This window comes from Acidaminococcus massiliensis, from assembly GCF_900095825.1.
Taxonomy (GTDB): domain Bacteria; phylum Bacillota; class Negativicutes; order Acidaminococcales; family Acidaminococcaceae; genus Acidaminococcus; species Acidaminococcus massiliensis.
The window spans coordinates 1,536,805-1,553,846 of the sequence record NZ_LT608315.1; the positions used below are offsets into that span (position 1 = coordinate 1,536,805).

At 55.0% G+C, this 17,042-nt stretch carries 16 protein-coding genes and 5 tRNA genes; all 21 read left to right on the forward strand.

Features of this window, described 5'->3' with window-relative positions; genetic code table 11:
• Nucleotides 1–7 precede the first annotated feature (7 nt).
• The 21 genes from BQ2657_RS07530 to BQ2657_RS07630 all read left to right on the forward strand — a co-directional run bounded on the left by BQ2657_RS07530 (nucleotide 8) and on the right by BQ2657_RS07630 (nucleotide 17,019).
• A complete protein-coding gene (locus BQ2657_RS07530) occupies nucleotides 8–835 on the forward strand; it encodes a substrate-binding periplasmic protein (protein ID WP_083236206.1) in 828 nt (275 codons plus the stop codon).
• Nucleotides 836–856: 21 nt separating this feature from the next.
• On the forward strand, nucleotides 857–1,693 hold the full coding sequence (locus tag BQ2657_RS07535; RefSeq protein ID WP_075580075.1) for a transporter substrate-binding domain-containing protein: 837 nt from the start codon (nucleotides 857–859) through the stop codon (nucleotides 1,691–1,693).
• 28 nt (nucleotides 1,694–1,721) lie between these two features.
• Nucleotides 1,722–2,378 carry an amino acid ABC transporter permease gene (locus tag BQ2657_RS07540; RefSeq protein ID WP_075580076.1) on the forward strand — a complete coding sequence of 219 codons (657 nt, stop codon included), beginning with the start codon at nucleotides 1,722–1,724 and terminating at the stop codon, nucleotides 2,376–2,378.
• A gap of 1 nt (nucleotide 2,379) precedes the next feature.
• Nucleotides 2,380–3,105, forward strand: coding sequence for an amino acid ABC transporter ATP-binding protein (locus BQ2657_RS07545; RefSeq protein ID WP_075581021.1), 726 nt, complete (start codon nucleotides 2,380–2,382; stop codon nucleotides 3,103–3,105).
• 7 nt (nucleotides 3,106–3,112) lie between these two features.
• Nucleotides 3,113–3,793, forward strand: a complete 681-nt coding sequence (locus BQ2657_RS07550) for an aspartate/glutamate racemase family protein (RefSeq protein WP_075580077.1) — start codon at nucleotides 3,113–3,115, stop codon at nucleotides 3,791–3,793.
• 126 nt (nucleotides 3,794–3,919) lie between these two features.
• The gene (gene rpsO, locus BQ2657_RS07555) at nucleotides 3,920–4,186 is read left to right on the forward strand and encodes a 30S ribosomal protein S15 (RefSeq protein ID WP_075580078.1); all 267 of its coding nucleotides are present in this window, start codon (nucleotides 3,920–3,922) and stop codon (nucleotides 4,184–4,186) included.
• 260 nt (nucleotides 4,187–4,446) lie between these two features.
• Nucleotides 4,447–8,568 carry an autotransporter outer membrane beta-barrel domain-containing protein gene (locus BQ2657_RS12670; protein WP_083236207.1) on the forward strand — a complete coding sequence of 1,374 codons (4,122 nt, stop codon included), beginning with the start codon at nucleotides 4,447–4,449 and terminating at the stop codon, nucleotides 8,566–8,568.
• A 178-nt stretch (nucleotides 8,569–8,746) separates the two neighbouring features.
• Nucleotides 8,747–8,823, forward strand: a tRNA-Asp gene (locus BQ2657_RS07565).
• A 3-nt stretch (nucleotides 8,824–8,826) separates the two neighbouring features.
• A tRNA-Phe gene (locus BQ2657_RS07570) sits at nucleotides 8,827–8,902 on the forward strand.
• A gap of 8 nt (nucleotides 8,903–8,910) precedes the next feature.
• A tRNA-Gly gene (locus tag BQ2657_RS07575) sits at nucleotides 8,911–8,985 on the forward strand.
• Nucleotides 8,986–8,994: 9 nt separating this feature from the next.
• A tRNA-Cys gene (locus tag BQ2657_RS07580) sits at nucleotides 8,995–9,068 on the forward strand.
• 8 nt (nucleotides 9,069–9,076) lie between these two features.
• Nucleotides 9,077–9,165 (forward strand) — tRNA-Leu (locus BQ2657_RS07585).
• Between the two features lie 112 nt (nucleotides 9,166–9,277).
• Complete coding sequence (gene uraA, locus BQ2657_RS07590; protein ID WP_075580079.1) at nucleotides 9,278–10,546, forward strand: uracil permease; 1,269 nt, start codon at nucleotides 9,278–9,280, stop codon at nucleotides 10,544–10,546.
• 78 nt (nucleotides 10,547–10,624) lie between these two features.
• Nucleotides 10,625–12,169, forward strand: a complete 1,545-nt coding sequence (guaA, locus tag BQ2657_RS07595; protein ID WP_075580080.1) for a glutamine-hydrolyzing GMP synthase — start codon at nucleotides 10,625–10,627, stop codon at nucleotides 12,167–12,169.
• Nucleotides 12,170–12,676: 507 nt separating this feature from the next.
• Complete coding sequence (locus BQ2657_RS07600; protein WP_075580081.1) at nucleotides 12,677–12,946, forward strand: hypothetical protein; 270 nt, start codon at nucleotides 12,677–12,679, stop codon at nucleotides 12,944–12,946.
• Nucleotides 12,930–13,208 (forward strand): DUF4160 domain-containing protein, encoded by a 279-nt coding sequence (locus BQ2657_RS07605; protein WP_075580082.1) that lies wholly within the window; start codon nucleotides 12,930–12,932, stop codon nucleotides 13,206–13,208. The genes BQ2657_RS07600 and BQ2657_RS07605 overlap by 17 nt, the downstream gene beginning before the upstream one ends.
• A 57-nt stretch (nucleotides 13,209–13,265) precedes the next feature.
• Entirely contained in the window at nucleotides 13,266–13,889 is a 624-nt protein-coding gene (locus BQ2657_RS07610; RefSeq protein ID WP_075580083.1) for a hypothetical protein, read from the forward strand.
• Nucleotides 13,890–14,257: 368 nt separating this feature from the next.
• Entirely contained in the window at nucleotides 14,258–15,292 is a 1,035-nt protein-coding gene (locus BQ2657_RS07615) for a threonine aldolase family protein (protein ID WP_075580084.1), read from the forward strand.
• Nucleotides 15,293–15,826: 534 nt separating this feature from the next.
• The gene (locus BQ2657_RS07620) at nucleotides 15,827–16,270 is read left to right on the forward strand and encodes a nitroreductase family protein (protein WP_075580085.1); all 444 of its coding nucleotides are present in this window, start codon (nucleotides 15,827–15,829) and stop codon (nucleotides 16,268–16,270) included.
• Nucleotides 16,210–16,476 carry a nitroreductase family protein gene (locus BQ2657_RS13120; RefSeq protein WP_232709097.1) on the forward strand — a complete coding sequence of 89 codons (267 nt, stop codon included), beginning with the start codon at nucleotides 16,210–16,212 and terminating at the stop codon, nucleotides 16,474–16,476. The genes BQ2657_RS07620 and BQ2657_RS13120 overlap by 61 nt, the downstream gene beginning before the upstream one ends.
• A 144-nt stretch (nucleotides 16,477–16,620) precedes the next feature.
• Nucleotides 16,621–17,019, forward strand: a complete 399-nt coding sequence (locus tag BQ2657_RS07630) for a MarR family winged helix-turn-helix transcriptional regulator (protein ID WP_083236210.1) — start codon at nucleotides 16,621–16,623, stop codon at nucleotides 17,017–17,019.
• Nucleotides 17,020–17,042 lie beyond the last annotated feature (23 nt).

Sequence of the window (17,042 nt, forward strand, 5' to 3'; positions counted from 1 at the left end):
GCTTGGAATGATGAAAGCAAAATGGATGAAAATGATGGCGGCGGCCCTGGCTGCAGTTTCTGCCTCCTTGGTGATTGCCGGGTGCGGCGGCAGCGCAAAGAAAGAAGCCAAAAAAGAAGAGGGAGGGACCCTGCGGGTCGCCATGACGGCCACCTTCCCGCCTTTTGAATATGTGGACAGCAAGACCCAGAAGTTCACCGGCATCGATGTGGACATCGCCAACTACATCGCCAAGAAGCTGGGGAAGAAAGTGGAAGTCACCGATATGAAATTCGCCTCCCTGATCCCCACCCTTCAGAGCGGCCGGGCGGACATGGTGATCTCCGGGATCTCTCCCACGGCCAAGCGCAGTGAAGTGGTCAGCTTCACCAAACCCTATTTCTACCCGCCCAAAGCCATCGTGGCCAAGAAAGGGACCAACTTCACCACCCTGGAAGCCCTGAAAGGCCATAAGGCCGGTGCCACCATGGGCACCACCTATGTGAAGGAACTGAAATCCGTGCCGGGCATCGATGTAGTGGAACTGGACAGCGCCACCATGGCCGTCCAGGATGTCTTGAACGGCCGTCTGGATGCTACCGTGTGCGACGGCACCCATGCCATCGTGTTCTGCCAGGAACATCCGGAACTGGAAATGCACATGATGAAACTGTCCACCAGCAATGATGACACCTTTGCCATCGCCTTCCCGAAAGATTCCAAGGATGTGGAAAAAGTCAACGCCATCCTGGATGAAATGAAGAAGAATGGGGATTTCCATAAGATCCTGGTGAAGCATATGGGCGAAGAACAGACGGCGGATTATGAAAAGAAAGTCAAGGAACTGGGCCTGTAACAAAGGAGAAGGGGAAATATCATGGAACTGCGCAAGAAACTGCTGGCTGGATTGGCCATCGGACTGTCCGCCCTGCTGATCGCTGGCTGTGGCGGATCGGATACCAAGAAAGAAGCCGCCAAGGGAGCGGACGGGGGAAAGAAGCTGGTGGTGGCCATCAACGCCACCTTCCCGCCCTTTGAAAGCGTCAAGGAAGGCACCAAGGACTACACGGGCATCGATATCGAGATTGCCAAGTACATTGGGAAGAAGCTGGGGAGACCGGTGGAATTCCAGGATATGAAGTTCGCTTCCCTGGTCCCTACCCTCCAGAGCGGCCGGGCGGACATGATCATTTCCGGGATCTCTCCCACCGCCAAACGGAAAGAAGTGGTCTCTTTCTCCAAGCCCTATTATTTCCCCATGAAGGCTCTGATCTTCAAGAAGGGGGCCGGATTCAAATCCCTGGCTGATCTGAAGGGGAAGAAAGCAGGGGCTTCCATGGGCACCACTTATGTGAAGGAACTGAAGGAAGCCGGCGGCATCGAAGTGACGGAACTGGACAATACCCCGCTGGTGGTCCAGGACATCAAGAACAGCCGTCTGGATGCCGGGCTCTTCGATTCGGCCCAGGCCTCCGTATTCGTGAAGGAGAATCCGGAGCTGGAAATGGCCATCCTGGATCTGCCCGTGGTCAACGACGATACCTTTGCCATCGCCCTGCCCAAAGATTCCAAGGATGTGGCCAAGATCAACGACATCCTGAAAGAAATGAAGTCCAACGGGGAATTCCACAAGATCCTGGTGCAATACCTGGGAGAAGCGGCCGCCAAGCAGTATGAAGCAGCGGAAGCCAAATTGGACATTGCCAAACAATAATCCCACTTGAAAAGAGAAGCGAAATCCTATGTTTAAATTTTCCGTTTTAGTGCCATATCTGCCCCTTCTGGAAAGTGCTGTGTGGGTGACGTTGAAATTCACCTTCTTCTCCACCTTCCTGGGGTTCATCGGGGGCTTTTTCCTGGCCCTCATCACCATCTCCCGGAACCGGATCCTGGCGCCCCTGGCCCGGTTCTATATTTCCGTCTTCCGGGGGACACCGCTTTTGGTGCAGCTGATGCTGATCTATTTCGCCACGCCCCAGATCACTGGATATACTATTTCAGCCCTGGAAGCCGGGGTCCTGTCCTTTGGACTGAATTCCGCGGCTTATATTTCAGAAGCTCTCCGGGGCGGTATCCTTTCCGTGGATAAAGGCCAGTGGGAAGCAGCCCTTTCCCTGGGGGTGCCCAAGCACCGGTTCATCCTGGACGTGATCCTGCCCCAGGCCATCAAGAATACTTTCCCGGCCCTGATCAACGAAAGCATCGCCCTCCTGAAGGATTCCAGCTTGGTTTCCGTCATCGGGGTGGCCGATACCCTGCGCTGGGCAGATTTGATCCAGGCCAAGACTTTCCGGGCTTTTGAAGCCTTCATCGTAGCGGCTGCCGTCTATTATGTGCTGGTGATGATCCTCACCTTTGTGGGAGCTTATTTTGAAAAGAAGGTGCGTATCAGTGACTGACATCATCCAAGTAGAACATGTAGCAAAAAGTTTCGGCAGCCTGGAAGTGCTGAAAGACATCACCCTCAGTGTAGGGAAGGGGCAGGTGGTCACCATCATCGGTCCGTCCGGCAGCGGGAAATCCACCCTGCTCCGGTGCCTGAACCTGCTGGAAAGACCCAATGCCGGAAAAATCATCTTCGAAGGCCAGGATATCCTGGCACCGGGGGTCAAGATCGCGGACATCCGGAAAAAAGAAGTGATGGTGTTCCAGCACTTCAATCTGTTCAAGAACATGACCGTGCTCCGGAACGTGACCTATGCTCCCATGGTGGTCAACGGAAAGAGCCGGGAAGAAGCGGAAAAGGACGGCCGGGAGCTCTTGGCCAAGGTAGGCCTGGGAGATAAAGCGGACGAATATCCCAGCCGGCTTTCCGGGGGGCAGCAGCAGCGGGTGGCCATTGCCCGTGCCATGGCCATGCATCCCGATGTGCTTTTGCTGGACGAACCCACTTCTGCCCTGGATCCGGAAATGGTCAAAGAGGTGCTGGACGTGATCCGGGACCTGGCCAAAAGCGGCATCACCATGGTGCTGGTGACCCATGAAATGGGCTTTGCCCGGGATGTGTCCGATGTGATCCATTTCATGGACGGAGGCTACCTGGTGGAAAGCGCTCCTCCGGCGGAATTCTTCGCCCATCCCAAATCGGAACGGGCCCGGAAATTCCTTTCTAAGATCTTAGCCTGAGGTGCCTATGAAGATCCGTATCATCAACCCGGATTACGGGGTAGGGGAAAAAAACATGGCCCAGCGCTGCCGGATCCTCCAGCAGTTCGTGGGGCCCGATGTAGAACTGTCCATGGTCTGCCTCACCCGGACGAAAGTGGAAATCGACAGTGCCGCGGATGTAGTCCTGGCCGGGGCGGAGATCTTGGACCTGGCCCAGGAGGCGGAACAGGAAGGCTGTGATGCCGTGGTACTGTACTGCTTTTCCGATCCGGCGGCGGAAGCCTGCCGGGAACGGCTGAAAATCCCTGTAGTGGGCGGAGCCCAGGCATCGGTGCTCTTGGCGCCGCTCGTGGCCAGGCAGGCTGGGGTCATCCTCAGCGACCCTTCCCGGATCGGGGAAAAGGAACTGTTCCTGCCCACTTTGGGCATCGCTCCCGGCCGGATCAAGGCCATCGGGGCCATCCATTTCCAGGGAAGATCCATCTGGGACAACCGGGAAGAAGCCTTTTCTCAGCTGGCGGAAGAAGGCAGCCGGCTGATCCGGGAAGCGGGAGTCCAGAGCCTGATCTTGGGCTGCCTGTCCTTTTTAGGATTGGCCCGCCCCCTCAGCGAAAAGCTGGGCGTGCCGGTGATCGACCCTGCCGTAGCCGCCGTCTGTACCGCAGAAAGCTTGGTGCGGCAGGGACTCCTTTTCCCTTGCACCTGACTGTAAAGTATGTTATAATTCCAGAGTGCCGAAAGGGCACAGTATCTGAAACCTTGGCGCTGCTGCGCGACACTCCGACGCCAGCTGCAGCCAGAGGCTTTTCTATGACCAAGGAGGAAAAGAAACATGTTGACACCTGCCAGAAAGAAAGAACTCATCGAAACCTATCGGATCAATGAACAGGATACCGGATCTCCGGAAGTCCAGATCGCCATCCTGACCGAACGGATCGGCTATCTGACCGAACACCTGAAGAACAACAAGAAGGACCATCATTCCCGCCGGGGCCTGCTGAAAATGGTCGGCCAGCGCCGGGGTCTGCTGAACTACCTGATGAAGAAGAACATCGAACGGTACAGAAGCATCGTAGAAAGACTGGGCCTGCGGAAATAATTCCAGAAGGGATCCAAAGGGGTCGCTGCACATGTAAGAAACACATGTGCAGCGACCCTATTTTTTATATTTCTCTTGACATTGATACAAATCCGAATATGTTACAATACTTTGTGATTCAAGCGAGTAAATCAGATGGATTGTTCTGAATTTTATCGGAAATGAGAGAACTGTGCTATAATATAGTCAATTGTTGAACAAGTGTATTCAATTCATTATTCAACCAATTGTTATCTTTAGTGCAAGGAGCCTGATTGCCGATGAAAAAACAACTTCCGAGACCAACGACCCTGGGGCTCACGGCCGCTGTGCTGCTGTCCCTGCTTTCCTGGCAGGGGAAAGCACAGGCCGATGCCCGGACCTATGAGTATGTGAACAAATGGAGCGGAGATGCCACAGAGGGAGATCCCATCACCGTAAAGCATCTCCAGGGATGGAACCAGGATCAGGTGACAGTAGGGAAAGACAGTACCCGTCAGGTGACCATCGAGGACTACGGGGGCGGCAACGGAGGAGATGCCACTGTCCTGGGGAAAAACATTTCCTTTACCGGTGGATTCACCACCGGAGGCACCATCCATGCCGGGAGCGCAGATACAGAGAACCTTTCAGCGGTGACCGTCAATGCGGTGCAGCTGGGGGGACAGAGTGCCGGGGGAACGGTGGACCTGGACGGGAAGAACCTTTCCGTCACTGGCAGCCAGGGCGTCAATGTAGCAGGGGGCAGTACCCTCAGCCTGGGTACCCGCTACATGACGGGGAATCTGCACATCCAGACCCTCAGCGTATCCGGCTCCAGCACCGTAACTATCGGCAATGCCAATGCCGGGAACATCACCATCGATGAATTCGGGGTGGGCGGGACCCAGACCTCTTCCACGGGGGAACCCATCCTGAACACCATCACTGTTTCTGGGAACAACCTGTCCATCGGGAATACCCGGGCTTCTGAATCCAATGCCCAGGTGACCTTTAACGCCCGGGGCAATGTGACCGCCAAAAACGGCCTGGTGATGACCGGATCCTACCTTCCCAGCTCCGCTCCCTATGCTTCCGTCACGGTGAACGCGGGGGGAGATGTGGAATTGGGAACATACGGCCAGACCTCCAGCCCCTGGAACCGGAATGCGGCCTTGGCTGCTGTGGGGGGCCATGCCAAGATTGCTGTGACGGCCGCTGGGAAAGTGGATGCTTCCGGAGATTTCACCGTGACTGGGGACGGCAGCATCCGGGTGAAAGCCGCCAGCATCTCGTCGGACGGTCTCCTCCATGCCACCGGTAAAGATGCCAGCTTGACCCTCATCGCAGAAGATCCGGCGGGGAACCGGGGGGATATCACTGCTCAGGAACTCCAGGTGGACAGCCAGGGGACCGCTTCCCTTACGGGGAAGACCATCACCCTGGCTCCGGAGGCGGATGGCAGTTACTTCCATCGGTCCCTCCATGTGACGGACTGTGATGTGGATATGGATGCAGATGAAATCAATCTGGCTTCCGGAATCTTATTCAACGGGACCGCAAAGTTGGATCTGAAGGCTGCCCGTAAGCTGACCATCGGGAATGCCCTGAATGAAAATTCCTATGATACCAGTGCCATCCGTCTTACCTACGGCGGTTACGGAGAAACGGGCACCGGGCAGCTCTATGCCGGCGGCAGCCAGGCGGAGGTGACGGTGAACGGTTCCGTGGCCGTGACAGGGACCAGCAATCAGGATGAATTGGCCTGGTTCAACGGGAAAAATCTGGTCTTCAATGCTTCCAGAAAGCCGGCTTTGACGGATACTTCTTCTGATATGTACAACGCGGTAGCATTGGACTTTACCGATTCCCAGTTCTGGTCCGGCAATGTGGATACCACGGAGACCACTACAGTGAACGGCCATATCTTGACCAACGGATCCAATGCCTTCGTTCTCTATGGCAGCCAGGCAGTCACCCTGAACGGGCTGAAAGGGGATTTCGAAAATAACAAGAACGCTTTTTCCCTCACCGACCGAGGCAGTTCTTCCATCCAGATCGGGGATGCAGATACGGCCCAGACTACGGTGAACGGGGAAATCGTCACGGGAAAAGATACCATCCTGTATGTGGGCGGGAAAAATATCCTTTTGGACAACGCCGGCTATACGGCCCTTTATGCCAACGCCAACAGCAGATCCGTGGAAATTGGCCGGACGGCGCCGGAAGGAAGTACCTCCGATACGTTGGCCATCAAAGGACGGCTGCTGGTCAACGGGGTCGCCCGGATGGATGTAGTGGGGAAAAATATCACCCTCAGCGACGGGGCCGCTCCGGACAGCGGGACCCTGGGGACCACGGTGAAGACCAAGGAAGACGGGACTTCTACGGACCCGGACAGCCATACCCATGACGCTGTAGTGATCCAACAGGCTGCGGACAATGCCCTGGTCATCGGGGAAGCGGATTCCAACGTGAGCATCGATGGCCGGCTGGTGGGCCTCAATGGAGGGTATTCCGTGGACGGAGACACCATCCACATCTATGAAGGTTCCAATAAAAATCAGAACCTGATCCTCACCACCGGTGGCGCTGTGAACTTGGGCCATGATGGGACCCGTCTGCTCCAGATCGACGGGGGCATCTGGGCCCTGGGGGATTCTGCCAACAAAGTGGCTCTGGAAGGGAAGGACATCCTCATCGATCCGGCCAGCGGTATGCGGGCGGTCCAGGCCAATGCCATGCCGGTAACGATCGGCGGCAGTGCAACAGAAAATGCAGTGGTGAAGGGAGAAATCTGGTCCCTTTCTGAGAAAGCTCCCATCACCTTGGATGCCAACCACTACGTCCTTTCAGCCAATGGCAGCACCTATGCGGCCCGTTCTTCCGGAGGCGGTTCCGTCACCCTGGGCCATGAAGGCAGCACCGGGGTCATCGACGGGGATCTGACCGCTGCTGCCGGCAGTTCTCTGGAGGCGTATCTGAAAGGCAGCGGTTCCCAGCTGAAGGGCAAGGTGGATGACCAGAATCTGGATTCCGGGATCGCTCCCGACGCTGGGATCACCCTTCATCTCAATGACGGTGCCATCTGGAATCTGGATGGCGATTCCAAAGTTACCAGTCTTCAGGCCGATAAGGGGATCATCCATCTGAATCAGGATACGACTGATCAGAGCCTGTATACGGGGAACTTCGCCGGGGACGGGGCGGTTGTCCTTATGGGCCACCAGGGGAATGCCCAGGTGAATGACCGTCTCTATGTGAAAGGGGCCCATACGGGGACCACCCAGCTGCAGCTCCATGCGGTCAAGGGAAAATGGACCGACGGGGCCATCGGGTCCGTCCTGGTCAGTGTAGGGGAAGAACAGGGAAAATTCTATGTGCCGGATCAGGAAGACCGGCTGTTCTTCCACCGGGTGCTCCTGGACACCCATGAAAAGAGCAAGGGAGATGCTGTCACCCAGGGCTACAATACTGATTGGTATCTGAAGGGCTTCCAGAACCTCCCCACCGATGACAAGGGTCATCATACCCATTTCGTCCAAAGCATGATGGGGCTCCAGGGTATGAACTACCAGATGTGGCGGGAAGATACGGACAGCCTGTTCAAACGGATGGGGGACCTGCATACCCAGGATGCCGCACCGGAAGGGGTCTGGGCGAGAGCCGCCGGGACCCGGAGCCAGCGCAGCGGGGAAGAAGGAGCCTTTACCCTCCAGCACCATCAATACCAGGTGGGCTATGACAAGCTTTTGGGAGAAAATGGGAAAGAACGTCATTACCAGGGCATTGGCCTGGGCTACAGCCGGGGCACGGGGACTTTTTACGGAGGGACTTCCGATCTGACCGGCATCAGCCTGGGACTCTACGATACCCATGTGAAGAAGGACGGCCAGTACTGGGATTTCGTCCTGAAGGGCCAGCATCTCTCTGATGAAGTGTATGGCAGCTACGGAGCCAAAGGGACCCTGGACAACAACGGCTTCACCGCCGGGGCGGAATACGGCTGGAAGAAGCACTTTTCCGGAGGCTGGTTCCTGGAACCCCAGGCCCAGTTCACCCTGGGCTGGCTGAAGGGGGCCTCTGCGGACCTGGCCAATGGGGTCCGGTATGAGGAAAACAACATCCACAGTGCGGTAGGACGGGCCGGATTCCGGGCCGGGTATGAAGACCACCGGGCCCAGTTCTTCGTAAAGGCGGACTGGTTCCACGAATTCGGAGGCAGCGGGGAGATCCGCTTCGCCGACGACGAAGGGTTCCTGAAGCTGGACCGGGATTACGGGGACAACTGGTTCGAATACGGCTTCGGCATGGCCGTCCAGCTGTCGCCCCAGAGCCAGTTCTACCTGGAAGGAGAAAAGAGCAGTACCGGCACCTACCGGAAGAACTGGAGCTGGGATGCCGGGGTGAGATGGAAGTTCTGAGGAGACAACATCCCGATTCAAAGAAACCCGCTGCCCGGGTTCTTTCCAAAGGCTAGAGGCGAGAGAATAGTGACGGAGATGGGAAAATCATTTCCCATCTCCAATTTTTCCTTGACATTTCCCTCACTATACAGTATACTAATTAAATCGACAGCACCTGAAGGTGCTGTCAGACAACGGCCCAGTAGTTCAGTTGGTTAGAATGCCGCCCTGTCACGGCGGAGATCGTCGGTTCGAGTCCGTCCTGGGTCGCCAATTGCCTCGGTAGCTCAGTTGGTAGAGCAAAGGACTGAAAATCCTTGTGTCCGCAGTTCGATTCTGCGCTGAGGCACCATTCTTCATGCGGAAGTAGCTCAGTGGTAGAGCATCACCTTGCCAAGGTGGGGGTCGCGAGTTCGAATCTCGTTTTCCGCTCCATTTTCATATGGCGACGTAGCCAAGCGGTAAGGCAGAGGTCTGCAAAACCTTTATCCCCAGTTCGATTCTGGGCGTCGCCTCCAACTTTTTCGCCGAGGTGGCGGAACTGGCAGACGCAAGGGACTTAAAATCCCTCGGAGAGTGATCTCCGTACCGGTTCGATTCCGGTCCCCGGCACCATTGAAATTTGAAAGACTGTTGCATAGGCAGCAGTCTTTTTTTGTGTGCCGAATCTGGAGAAAGATATGGTACAATAAGGGAGATCAAAAAGAATACAAAGGAGTCATGACCCATGGAAGAACGACGAATCATCCACGTGGAAGAAAAGCTTCCGGTCCTGGAAACCATTCCCCTGAGCCTGCAGCATCTGTTTGCCATGTTCGGCTCCACCGTACTGGTGCCTTTTCTCCTGCACGTGGACCCTGCCACAGCCCTGTTTATGAACGGGGTGGGGACCCTGCTGTACCTGACCATCTGCAAATGGAAGCTCCCTGCCTATCTGGGCTCCAGCTTTGCTTTCATTTCCCCTGTGCTGGCCGTCTGTGCCACCCCGGGGATGACCTACGGAGACGCCCAGGGAGGTTTCATCGCCTTCGGGCTCTGCTTCATCCTCATCGGCCTCATGGTGAAGAAAATCGGCACCGGCTGGATCGATGTGCTGTTCCCGCCCGCGGCTATGGGGTCCATCGTGGCCATCATCGGCCTGGAACTGGCGCCTCTGGCCCTCAACATGAGCGGGTTCGTGGATCCGGTCCAGGGGATGACCAACGGCCAGGCCATGACCATTTCCATGTTCACCCTGATTGTCACCATCCTGGCCACCGTCCTGGGCCGGGGTTTCATCGCCATCATCCCCATCCTCATCGGGGTGGTGTCCGGCTACGTCCTCAGCTGGTGCATGGGAGTGGTGAACTTCTCTGCGGTGGAAACTGCCGCCTGGTTCTCTTTCCCCACCTTCTATCAGCCCCGGTTCAACCTCTCTGCCATCATGATGATCCTGCCCGCCCTGTTCGTGGTGCTGGCAGAACATCTGGGCCATCTCTTCGTCACCAGCGACATCGTGGGCCGTGACCTGATCAAGGATCCCGGGCTCCACCGGTCCCTCATGGCCGATGGCCTGTCCAACGTGCTCTCCGGGTTCCTGGGTTCTACTCCCAACACCACCTACGGGGAAAATATGGGAGTCATGGCCATCACCGGGGTGTACAGCACCTGGGTCATCGGAGGAGCCGCCATTTTTGCCATCTTGTTTTCCTTCATCGGGAAAGTGGCTGCGGTGATCCACGGGATCCCCACCCCGGTGATGGGCGGCGTCTGCATCTTATTGTTCGGTTTTATCGCTGCATCCGGTCTGCGGATGATGGTGGAGCGGAAGGTGGATTTCACCCAGCCTAAGAACCTGATCCTTACGGCTGTGACCATGATCAGCGGTCTTTCCGGGGCGGCAGTCCACATTGGGCCCGTCCAGCTCAAAGGCATGGGCCTGGCTACGGTAGTGGCCATCCTGGCCAGCCTGGCATTCCTGATTTTCGAAAAATTAGGCCTGTCCAACGAAAAATAATCGGATTTGGAATTGAAAGAAATCGCGAAGTATGGTATATTGTTTTAAATATTACAAACTACCAAAGGGAGGCAGAATATGGAGAATTTACAGCATGAGGTTGTCCTGGTGGTTGACTTCGGCGCACAGTACAGCCAGCTGATTGCCAGACGCGTCCGTGAATGCGGTGTGTACTGCGAAATCATTCCTTACAATTATACCCTGGATCAGATCAAAGCCAAAAATCCCAAGGCCATCATCCTGTCCGGCGGTCCCAACAGTGTCTATGCGGAAAATACTCCCAGCGTAGATGCCGGGGTCTTTGCAATGGGGATCCCCGTCCTGGGCATCTGCTATGGAGACCAGTTCATGACCAAGGCCCTGGGCGGCAGTGTAGCCCATGCGGGCAGCGGGGAATACGGCAAGACCGCCGTGGTGCTGGACAACGAAACCCGCCTCTTCTCCGGCTTGGAAAAGAACAATGTGTGCTGGATGAGCCATCAGGACTATGCGGAAAAGGCTCCCGAAGGCTTCACCGTCATCGCCCATACGGACGAATGTCCCATTGCCGCCATGCAGAATGAGGACAAGAAGCTCTATGGCGTCCAGTTCCATCCAGAAGTGATGCACACTCCCTTTGGCAAGCAGATGTTCAGCAATTTCCTGTTCAATATCTGCAATCTGTCCGGGGATTGGACCATGTCTTCCTTCGCCCAGAACAAGATCCGGGAAATCCGGGAAAAAGTAGGGGACAAGAATGTGCTCTGCGCCATGAGCGGCGGGGTGGATTCCTCCGTAGCTGCCGTCCTGGTCCACAAGGCTGTGGGCAAGCAGCTCACCTGCGTATTCGTGGACCACGGCCTGCTTCGGAAAGATGAAGGAGACCAGGTGGAACAGGTCTTCAAACGGGACTTCGACATGAACCTGATCCGGGTCAACGCCCAGGACCGTTTCCTCAGCAAACTGAAAGGGGTCAGCGACCCTGAAAAGAAACGGAAGATCATCGGGGAAGAATTCATCCGGGTCTTCGAAGAAGAATCCCAAAAAATCGGTCATATGGACTTCCTGGTCCAAGGGACCATCTATCCGGACGTGGTGGAATCCGGCGGTACCGGGACCTCTGCCACCATCAAGAGCCACCACAACGTAGGCGGCCTGCCCAAGGACATGAAACTGGGCCTCATCGAACCTCTCCGGGAACTGTTCAAAGATGAAGTCCGTGCCGTGGGCGAAGAACTGGGCATCCCTTCCGAACTGGTATGGCGCCAGCCCTTCCCGGGCCCTGGCCTGGCCATCCGTGTCTTGGGCGAAGTCACCGAAGAAAAGCTCCACATCGTCCGGGAAGCCGATGCCATCTTCCGGGAAGAAATCGCCAAAGCCGGCCTGGACCGATCCATCTGGCAGTATTTCGCCTGTCTCCCCAACATCCGCAGCGTAGGGGTCATGGGTGACTTCCGGACCTACAGCAATACCATCGCCCTCCGTGCCGTCAACAGCACCGATGGCATGACTTCTGACTGGTCCCACATTCCCTACCACGTACTGGACATCGTGTCCCGCCGGATCGTCAACGAAGTTCCCGGGGTGAACCGGGTGGTCTACGATATCACCAGCAAGCCGCCGGCGACGATTGAGTGGGAGTAAGCGGCTAACACATAATATCGGGGCACAATAAGGGCCCATCTGCTTTGTCAGCGGGAGATTTGGATTGCGGCATGTACGCCTATGTACTATGCCACAATCCAAATCTCCCGCTTTCGCGCATCTGGACCCTTCTTGTGCCCCGGCCGAGATTCGCGGGATATGCACCCATCTACTTTGTCAGCGGGGAATTTGGTCCGCGGCATGTACGTCCATGTACTATGCCACGAACCAAATTCCCCGCTTTCGCGTATCTGGGTACATCTCCCGCGCCTGGAAGAGAGTCGAAGGCAAAAAAAGACATCAGACACGGCCGGAGGCCTTCAGATTCCAGACGTCAGCTTGTTGGCGATGAGCAGATCGGTACTGCATCTAAAGCGGACAAAGCTGAAGTCTGCCTTCTGGGAGGCCCGCCAGGGCCGGTTCTGACGTCTTCTAAGGGCTCCAGGACAACTGTCTGGAAATATGGTACAATAAAATGAAAAATAATCAGCAAAGGCGGTGGAGAATATGCGGTATCCATATATGACATTGGCCGATGAAACGGAAATCAGCCATTCCAGCATGGGGGATGATGGAACTGTCCGAGTCTATATCGAAACACCTTGTGAAGGCGGATTCCATCATGCAGAATGTATCCTACCTGGATATCAGTGGAAAGATATACAGGGTTATCCTGCGGAAAAGATACAGGAATTCGATTCTTTCCTGCATCATAATGCCCATATGATCCTGGAACTGGCGCAGGCCGGAGGTTTTGCCCATGCCACAGCTGTTTAGAATCGGGCCCTATTTAGTGTATTTCTGGTCCAATGAAAACAATCCGGTAGAGCCGGTACATGTCCATATTGCAGAAGGCAGGCCTTCCCCAAATGCCACGAAAGTGTGGATTACAGAAAGCGGGAAGGCTCTTCTCTGCAACAATCATTCCAAGATTCCTCAAAGAACTTTGGTTATGCTTTTAAGAATTATAGAGGCAAACAGTGACTATATTTTGCAAACCTGGAGAAAGCATTTTGAGGAACTGCGTTTTTATTGCTGACAACAGACAATTTGGTAAAATAAGTATATCATCAACACAACGAAAGGGAGTGTTCTCATGATGCAGGGTGTTCGCTTCTTTCTCTCCCTGCTGCTGGCACTGGGGATGCCGGCAGCGGTGCTGGCCAGTCATTTCATCCCTATGGAACGGGCTTTCCTCCAGATCCCGGATTCTTCCTCCAAAGTGGTCCAAAAAGATTTTTCTGAAGGAAAACGGAAAATGCATTTTCTGGGAGGTCGGACCCGCATGGGCAGCCCGGCACTGGTGGCCGTCCGGAAGGGCCATTTCCTGGAACAGGACAGCGCCCTCTGGCAGGACATCCGGCCCAATGATGCCAACCGTCACATCACCTACAGCATCGAACAGCTCAAAGATACCGACACCGGCCGCTTTTTCTACAGCGTCACACCGGGACTTTCCCATTCCGACTGTCTCTTTGAAACCATGCTCATCGGCTATGACAAAGAAGGGAAAAAGGTCCAGGAATTTATCAACAGCAAGAATTTCTATGCCCCCCATGGGGTGGACATCGATTCCATCATGACCCACCGGGGCAATCTTTACTTGGCCAAATACGATTTCGGCGGCTTCCAGGACGGGACTGTCTATCGGCTGATCTGGAACCCGGAAAAGGATTGGTTTGGGTTTGAACAGGTGAGTCCTGGCGAGGCACGGAGCTGACGCATAACCCAGGCACGGGAGATGCACCCATCTACTTTGTCGGGTTCGCGTATCTGGGCACATCTCCCGCGCCTGGAAGAAAATCGGGCCCATCTGCTTTGTCGAATTTGCGCATCTGACCTACTCTGGTGCTCAGGGAAAAAACCGAGGGAGAAAACAGACATCAGACACGGCCGGAGGCCTGCAGACATCAGATATCAGCTTGTTGGCGATTGAGCAGGGTGCTGCATCTGCATCGGACAAAGCTGACGTCTGCCTTCTGAGAGGCCCGTGAGGGCCGGTTCTGGCGTCTTTTAAGGGATTTGGGACAAAGGGCTGGATTTATGATAGAATCAAGGGGTAAATCATCTTTTCAGGGAGGACTTATCATGATCCGATTCAACAATGACTACAACCACGGGGCCCATCCCAACATCCTGGAAGCCCTGGTCCGTACCAACGATACCCAGTTCAGCGGTTATGGCACCGATGAATGGTGTGACAAGGCAGAAAAAATGATCCTGGACTTGTGCCAGTGTCCCCAGGGCAAAGTGTATTTCTTCCCAGGAGCCACCCAGGTGAACCTGGTGACCATCGCGGCCTTTCTGGGCTCTTGTGACAGTGTGGTCTGCGCTTCCACCGGTCACATCAATGGCCATGAATGTGCTTCTATCGAAAATACCGGCCACAAGATCCTGGTTTTGCCCCAGAAAGACGGGAAAATCACCGCCGCCCAGATTGAACAGGAAGTCCGGTCCTATTATGATGCCGGTGAACCGGAATGGCTCACCCGGCCTTCACTGGTCTATGTTTCTTTCACCACTGAATACGGCACCCTGTATTCCAAAGCGGAACTTACCGCCATTTCAGAAGTCTGCCGGAAATATGGGATGGCTCTCTTTGTAGACGGAGCCCGGCTGGCCTATGGATTGGCTGCTCCGGACAATGACCTGACCCTGCCGGATTTGGCCCAGCTTACGGACGCTTTCTACCTGGGCGGCACCAAATGCGGCGCCTTTTTTGGGGAAGCGCTGGTCCTTACCCATCCGAAAGCTGTCCGCCGGTTCAAGGCCCATATGAAACAGAGCGGAGCCGTCCTGGCCAAAGGCTGGCTTCTGGGCCTTCAGTTCTATACTCTGCTCCGGGATGGCCTGTATTTTAAACTGGCTGCCCGGGCGGATGCCTTTGCCCTTCGGATCCGGGAAGCCTTCCGGCAGAAGGGGATCCCTGAATACGTGGTCAGTCCCACCAACCAGCAGTTTGTGGTCCTCACTCCGGAAAAGGCGGAAAAATTGGCCCAAAAATATGTCTTTGAAAAAGAAGGGAACCTGGAAGACGGCCGGCTGGTGGTCCGCTTCTGCACCTCCTGGAGTACGGAGGAGGGGGAGGTGGAGGCGCTTATCGCCGACATCGCCGACGCATAACCCAGGCGCGGGATATGCACCCATCTGCTTTGTCAGCGGGGAATTTGGTCCGCGGCATGTACGTCCATGTACTATGCCACGAACCAAATTCCCCGCTTTCGCGTATCTGGGTACATCTCCCGCGCCTGGAAGAGAGCTGGGCCCATCTGCTTTGTCGTATTCGCGCATCTGGACCCATCTCGTGCGCCTGGCAGGAATTGGGGAAGAAGAAAGATGTCAGACACGGCCGGAGGCCTGCAGATTTCAGACGTCAGCTTGTTGGCGATGAGCAGATTGGTATTTGCATCCAAATCGAACAAAGCTGAAGTCTGACTTTTGAGAGGCCCGTAAGGGCCGTTTCTGACATCTTTCCAACTATGCCTGCTTTACAGAAAAATGTTGACAAAGAGGGAATGACGGTGTTATTATATGCATGCGCATACAAATGAAACCGAAATCACAAATGGATCTTGGTTTGGATTTTCCAAAAATATGCATGCGCATGCAAAAAATAATTCCAATCAGAAAGAGATAAACAAAAAAGGAGAGAACAACATGGAAGAAAAAAGCATTCAGGACGCATTGATCAACAGAAGATCCATCCGGGATTTCAGCAGCAAGCAGGTATCAGAAGAGACCATCCGGGACATCGTGAAGGATGCCAGATGGGCCCCGTCCTGGGCCAATGGCCAACCCTGGAAACTGTATGTGGCGCTGGGCAAAGCAGCTGAAGAAATCCGCCGGGATTACAGAAATGGGACGGCCCGTCAGGAAGGACCAGAGATGCAGTCTTACCAGGGAGAACGCTGGGGCCGTCGGGAGCAGCTGAACATGTCCCACTGGGGAGGGCAGCTGCAGCAGTTCCTGGGCAGCGAAGGCAGGAAGTTCGGACAGAGCCAGCAGGACCTGTTCAATCCCCTGCCATTGCCGTCATTACCATATCCGCCCAAGGTCCTCTTTGGGAGGTCTTTGATGCCGGAGCTTTTGAGGAAAGCCTGATGCTCAGTGCCTACAACCATGGGGTGGATTCCATTGCGGCTGTGGCCTTTGTCACTGCTCCTTCTTATCTGCACCAGAAACTGGGAATCCCGGATTCTGAACGGATCCTTATGGGCGTGGGCCTGGGATACCGGTCTGACGCTGCCATCAATCGGTTTCGGAGTGATCGGGAGAAGGTGGAGGACATCCTCTCCATTACCCAATGAGTTGGAGAAAATGGACAGCAGGAAATCGGAAAGGAGGTGACGGTTTACCGCCCTGGGGCGAATCATTCCGGCATTGACGGGGGAGTTCTCTCAGCATAGAATATACATGCACTTACAAACAAATGAAAGCAGAGGAGATCTTTCATGAACAACAGCAGTGAATGCCAGATCATTCATCATTGGATGAGGTTCACCAAAAGTTATCGGATGCTGGAGCAGAAAATCGAGAGCAGGATCAGAGAAAAAGCAGGGCTTTGCCTCAACGATTTCTATCTGCTCTACTATCTGGGAGAAAGCCGCAATCACGAGATGAGACTGCAGGATGCCTGCGAAATGATCCAGATGAGCCAGAGCGCCTTGTCCCGGCTTGTCCAACGGCTGGAAGGATACAATGAACCCATTATCCGGAGATGTATCTGCCATGAAGATAAACGGGCGGTCTATATCTCATTGACAGAAGAGGGAAAGGCTCTGTACGAGTCTATCATCCAGGATATTGCCGATATCCTGGTGGAGTTTTCGGAAGTGGATTTCAGCCGGTGAATCTTTCTTTCTGAGGGCAGTTT